Origin of the sequence: Caulobacter sp., from assembly GCF_049283275.1 — a bacterium.
GTDB lineage: Bacteria > Pseudomonadota > Alphaproteobacteria > Caulobacterales > Caulobacteraceae > Caulobacter.
Genome location: NZ_JBAPVS010000055.1, coordinates 1 through 4,993, shown reverse-complemented (window position 1 = coordinate 4,993; position 4,993 = coordinate 1). Strand labels below are relative to the sequence as shown.

Here is a 4,993-nt window from a genome sequence, read left to right as displayed (position 1 = left end):
GGCCGAAGGATCCGTCGACGCCGTAGAAGGCCCCGAAGGCCGCGGCGGTCAGGTCGACGGCGCCCTGGACCGTGGCGCGGATGACCTCGACGACGCCGCCCGAGCCGATCGCGTCGCCAACGCGAGTGAGGGCGCGGGCGCGGTTGAGCTCTCCGTCCAGCAAGGCGCGCGTGGTCGCCAGTTGCGCGGTCAGTTCGGCGATCTGATCAAGCTGTGGGCGCGTCTCCGCCCCGACCGAACCCAACACCTAAGCCCCTAACCCCCGCCACGCCCAAGTTGGGCGTGGTGATAACGCCTGTCGCCGGGCTTGGTTCCCATTATCCGCCCACGGTCTCTATCGCTCGCCCTCGTCGAGGCGGGCGCTGATCCGCAAGGCGGTGATCTGATTACGCTGGCGGCGCAGCACCTGGAAGCGGTGATGGTGGAAGATGAAGGTCTGGCCGGGCTCGGGAATGGTTTGCGCCTCATGGATGACCAGGCCGGCGATGGTCACCGCCTCGCCTTCGGGCAGGTCCCAGTCCATGGCGCGGTTGAGGTCGCGGACGCTGACGTCGCCGTCGACATGCACCGAGCCGTCGGCCTGGGCGCGCAGGCCGGCGACGCTGGTGTCGTGCTCGTCGTCGATCTCGCCGACGATCTCCTCGAGGATGTCCTCCAGCGTCACCAGGCCCTGCAGGGCCCCGTATTCGTCGACCACCAGGGCGAAGTGGCTCTTGCGCTTGAGGAAGGCGTTGAGCTGGTCCTTCAGCTTGGTGGTGTCGGGGATGAACCACGGCTCGCGGGCGATGGCGACGATGTCCAGGCTGTCGACGCCGCCCTCGGCCGCGGCCAGGGCCCGCAGCAGGTCGCGGGCGTGCAGCACCCCGACGATGTTGTCGGCGTTGTCGCGATACAGCGGGATGCGGGTGTGCTGGGCCTCCAGGGCCTCGGCCACCCAGTCGCGGGCCGGCAGGTCGGCGTCGATCAAGGTGATCGACTTGCGGTGGACCATGATCTCCGAGACGTCCATGTCCGACAGGTCCAGCACGCCGCCCAGCATCCGGCGGTCGCCGCTTTCGACCCCGCCTTCGGAGTGGTGATACTCGACCGCGCCGCGGATCTCCTCGTGGGCCGCCAGCACGTCGACCTCCATGTCCAGCCTGACGCCGAACACGCGCAGGGTGCGGCGGACGATCCACTGGATGGTGTAGATGATCGGCCCGAACACCCGCACCACCAGCAGGGTGGGCGCCGACAGGAAGCGGGCCACGTCGTCGGACTTCAGGATGGCCAGGGTCTTGGGCAGCACCTCGGCGAACACCAGGACCAGCACGGTCATCGCGCCGGTCGCCGCCGCCACGCCCCAGGGGCCGGGGATGGCCGCGGTCAGCACCTGGGTCGCCAGGGCCGAGGCCAGGATGTTGACCAGGTTGTTGCCCAGCAGCACCGCCCCGATCATCGTCTCCTGGTCGGACAGCAGCTTGTTGACCCGCTTGGCCGGCTTGTCGCCTTCCCGCTCCAGCTGGTGCATGCGGGCCCGGGAGGCGGCGGTCAGCGATGTCTCGGCGGCCGAGAACAGCGCCGAAACGGCCAGCAGGGCGATGATGATCGGCGCAAGGCCGAGGATGGCGGTCAGGATCATGGAAGGGTTGTACGACGCGCCGGCGTCGAACGGGAGGTGTGACGGAAATCGTCGACCCCAGTCGTTGGCCCCAGTCGTTGGCGGGGTCGCTCAGGACTTCGGGGCCAGGTCCGGCCGGGATGCGAGGAAGGCCGCCTTCTCCTCGGCGGTCATGACCTTGGCGGTCTTGCGCCGCGCCACCATCGGCGTCGGCCGGGCATAGGCCCCGGCTGGGGCGGACGACGGCTTCAGATCAGTCAGGCGTTTGACGGGCGGCTTCATGTCGTTCCCCAAATCGGCTGCGCCGGACACGGTGAAGACTACGCGCCGGCCCGTGACGATCACATGAATCGCCTCTGTCGCCGACCCTAGAGCCTATCGACATTCACGCTCGGTGCGTGGTCCTCGTCCTTCGACAGGCTCAGGATGAGGACCATTTTCGAATCCGGCGGTAGAAAAACCTCATCCTGAGCTTGTCGCCAAAAAGCACTTGGGGGACGAGGTTTTCGTCTCAGACGCTGAATGGCGATAAGCCCTAGACTGCGCCTTCCTCGATCAGGAACGCCCGCAGTTCCTGCCGGTCCACGTCCTTGGCCACGAAGGCGTCGCCGATGCCGCGGACCAGGATGAAGGTCAAAAGGCCGCCCTCGGCCTTCTTGTCCTGGGCGCTATGGGCGATCAGGGCGTCGGCGCTGAACGGCGCGGCGCGGACGTCCGACAGTTGGGTCGGCAGACCGGCGGCCTTGATGGCGGCCACGGCGCGGACGGCGTCCTGGGCCGAGCACAGGCCCTGGCGCACAGAGAAGCGGAACGCCTGGGCCATGCCCAGACCCACGGCCTCGCCATGCTTGAGCGCGTCGCCGAAGCCCATCTCGCCCTCGACCGCGTGGCCGAAGGTGTGGCCCAGGTTCAGCAGGGCGCGGCGGCCGACCTCCTTCTCGTCCTCGGCGACGATCTCGGCCTTCATCTCCACCGAACGGCCGACGGCGCGGACCAGGGCCGAGGTGTCGCGGTCCAGCACGGCCTGGACGTTGGCCTCCAGCCACTCGAAGAAGGGGAAGTCGCCCAGCAGGCCGTACTTGATGATCTCGGCATAGCCGCAAACCATCTCGCGGGCGGGCAGGGTGGCCAGGATGTCCAGATCGGCCAGCACCAGGCGCGGCTGGTGGAAGGCACCGATCAGGTTCTTGCCGCGCGGCGTGTCGATGGCGGTTTTTCCGCCCACGGATGAATCCACCTGGGCCAGCAGGGTGGTGGGGATCTGGATGAAGTCGATCCCGCGCTTGTAGATCGCGGCCGCGAAGCCGGTCAGGTCGCCGACCACCCCGCCGCCGAACGCCACGACCATGTCGCCGCGCTCCAGGTTCAGGGCCAGCAGGCGGTCCGACAGATCCGCCAGGCCCTCGAAGCTCTTGGTCTCCTCGCCGGGGGGGACCAGGATCACGTCGGTGGCGATCCCCGCATGCTCCAGCGCATTGGCCAGCCGTTCGCCATGGTGCTCGCCGACGATGGTGTCGCTGACGATGACCACGCGCTGGCGCTTGAGCAACGGGACGATGCGCTCGCCCGCCCGGTCGATCAGGCCGGTCCCGACGACCACGTCATAGGCGCGCGCGCCCAGGCCCACGGGGATGGTGGTGATCACGTCGACTCGCTTTCGGACTGTTCGGACGGTTGCAGATAGCCCCTCAGGGCCTGGATCACGGCCTCGACCGCCACGCCGTGGGCGGTGTCGCCGGTCTCCACCGTCAGGTGGGCCTCGCCATAGGCGGGATAACGAAGCTGGGCGTGCTCGCGCAGCACCGCCATCGGGTCGCGGCCCTTGAGCAAGGGGCGGCCCTCCTTGCGGCCGACACGGCGAGCCAACAGCTCCAGGTCGGCCTTCAGCCAGACGGCCACGGCCTTGGACTTGATCAGAGCGCGGGTCTCGGGATTGACGAAGGCGCCGCCGCCGGTGGCCAGCACATGCGGCGGCTCGTCCAGCAGTCGGGCGATCACCCGCCGCTCGCCGTCGCGGAAGGCCGGCTCGCCCAACTCGGCGAAGATCTCGGGAATCGAGCGGCCGGCGGCGGCCTCGACCTCGTTGTCGGCGTCGCGGAACGGCAGGTCCAGCGCCGTGGCCAGGCGGCGGCCGACGCTGGACTTGCCCACGCCCATCAGCCCGACCAGGACGATGGTCTTGCGGCGCAGGGCGGCGCGCGGGTCAGGACCCTGGAATGCAGGGTCCTCGACTTCGGGGCGGGAGGGGGCGGGATCGTCGGTCATGGCCTGCTGGCGGTTTACACGAGGGCGAGGCCTCCCGCCAAGGTTTGGACCAAAGGCGCGTCCAGGGTGTCGTCCAGGGCGAAAAGTTTCGCCAACCCCTGTCCTGCGGCATAGTTGATCCATGGCTCCTTCCCTGCGACTCGCGACCTGTTCGGCCATCGCCCTGGCGGCGACGCTGTTTTTGACCGTTCAGGCCAACGCCCAGGTGCAGGTGCAGTCCCTGGCCGCGCCCGACCTGTTCTCGCCGCCGGCGGCCGAGACGGGTCTTTCGGCCGACCTCTGGAAGGACGCCTCGCCGGGCGTCGTCAAGGAAGCCCTGCCCAAGCTGGCGGCCAAGCCGTTGTCGCCCGCCGCGGCCGCTCTGGCGCGACGGGTGCTGGCCACCGGCGCCAACGCCCCGGCCGGGATCGGCGACGACCCCGAGCTGGGCGCGATGCGGGCCATGACCCTGATCGCCCTGGGCGAGGCCAAGGGCGCGGACGCCGTGCTCGACCGGGTCCCGGGCGTGGCGGCCAGTGGTCCGCTGTCGATGGCGGCGGCCGAGGCCGCCCTGATCACCGGCGCCGACGACAAGGCCTGCAAGATCGGCGAGGCGCTCAGCGTCGACCGCGGCGCGGCCTACTGGTTGCGCCTGCGGGCCTTCTGCCAGGTCCTGGCGGGTCAGCAGGACACGGCCCATCTGACCTTCGGCCTGGCCGCTTCGCAGACCAAGGACGCCGACTACGCTCGACTGATGAGCGCGCTGCTGTCTGGCACGCCGGCGGGCGCGGCCAGCCTGGGCAACGGCGTCAACTACGCCCTGTCGCGCAAGCTGGGCCTGGACGTGTCGTCGGCCGCCGCTCTCGCCACCGCCTCGCCGGCGTTGAAGGCCATGCTCAAGCCCGCCGATGCGGCCGCGGACCTGGCCGCGTCCCCGGCCCAGATCCTGGCCGCCTTGCGCGCCGGCAAGGGCCTGACCGCCTTCACCGCCGCCGCCAAGACCCAGCTGCCGGCCATCGCCGCCCTGGCCCAGGCCGACGCGCCGCTGGAAGATCCGGTCCTGTTCGCCCGCGCGGCCCTCGCCGCCGGCGACCTAGCCACCGCCCAGGCCATCCGGGGCAAGCTGACCGGCGACACCATCCCCGGCGC

At 70.0% G+C, this 4,993-nt stretch carries 6 protein-coding genes; 1 reads left to right on the top strand and 5 read right to left on the bottom strand.

Annotated features, from left to right (window positions below):
• From WAL33_RS02795 to WAL33_RS02775, 5 genes are all read right to left on the bottom strand, one after another.
• The coding region (locus WAL33_RS02795; RefSeq protein WP_422178263.1) for a hypothetical protein at positions 1 to 247 on the bottom strand (247 nt) is incomplete at its 3' end.
• An 87-nt stretch (positions 248 to 334) separates the two neighbouring features.
• On the bottom strand, positions 335 to 1,618 hold the full coding sequence (locus WAL33_RS02790; RefSeq protein ID WP_422178265.1) for an HlyC/CorC family transporter: 1,284 nt from the start codon (positions 1,616 to 1,618) through the stop codon (positions 335 to 337).
• Between the two features lie 93 nt (positions 1,619 to 1,711).
• Positions 1,712 to 1,882: a hypothetical protein gene (locus tag WAL33_RS02785; protein WP_422178261.1), complete on the bottom strand. Its 171-nt coding sequence runs from the start codon at positions 1,880 to 1,882 to the stop codon at positions 1,712 to 1,714.
• Between the two features lie 253 nt (positions 1,883 to 2,135).
• Positions 2,136 to 3,245 (bottom strand): 3-dehydroquinate synthase, encoded by a 1,110-nt coding sequence (gene aroB / locus WAL33_RS02780; RefSeq protein WP_422178259.1) that lies wholly within the window; start codon positions 3,243 to 3,245, stop codon positions 2,136 to 2,138.
• Positions 3,242 to 3,865 carry a shikimate kinase gene (locus WAL33_RS02775; RefSeq protein WP_422178257.1) on the bottom strand — a complete coding sequence of 208 codons (624 nt, stop codon included), beginning with the start codon at positions 3,863 to 3,865 and terminating at the stop codon, positions 3,242 to 3,244. The genes aroB and WAL33_RS02775 overlap by 4 nt, the downstream gene beginning before the upstream one ends.
• 121 nt (positions 3,866 to 3,986) lie before the next feature.
• Between WAL33_RS02775 and WAL33_RS02770 the strand changes: the two genes are divergently transcribed.
• A partial coding sequence (locus WAL33_RS02770; protein WP_422178255.1) for a hypothetical protein occupies positions 3,987 to 4,993 on the top strand: 1,007 nt, incomplete at its 3' end.

Excerpts from the sequence above, each read along its gene's own strand:
- WAL33_RS02785 (WP_422178261.1), bottom strand. The coding sequence starts at position 1,882 with ATGAAGCCGCCCGTCAAACGCCTGACTGATCTGAAGCCGTCGTCCGCC.
- WAL33_RS02775 (WP_422178257.1), bottom strand. The coding sequence starts at position 3,865 with ATGACCGACGATCCCGCCCCCTCCCGCCCCGAAGTCGAGGACCCTGCA.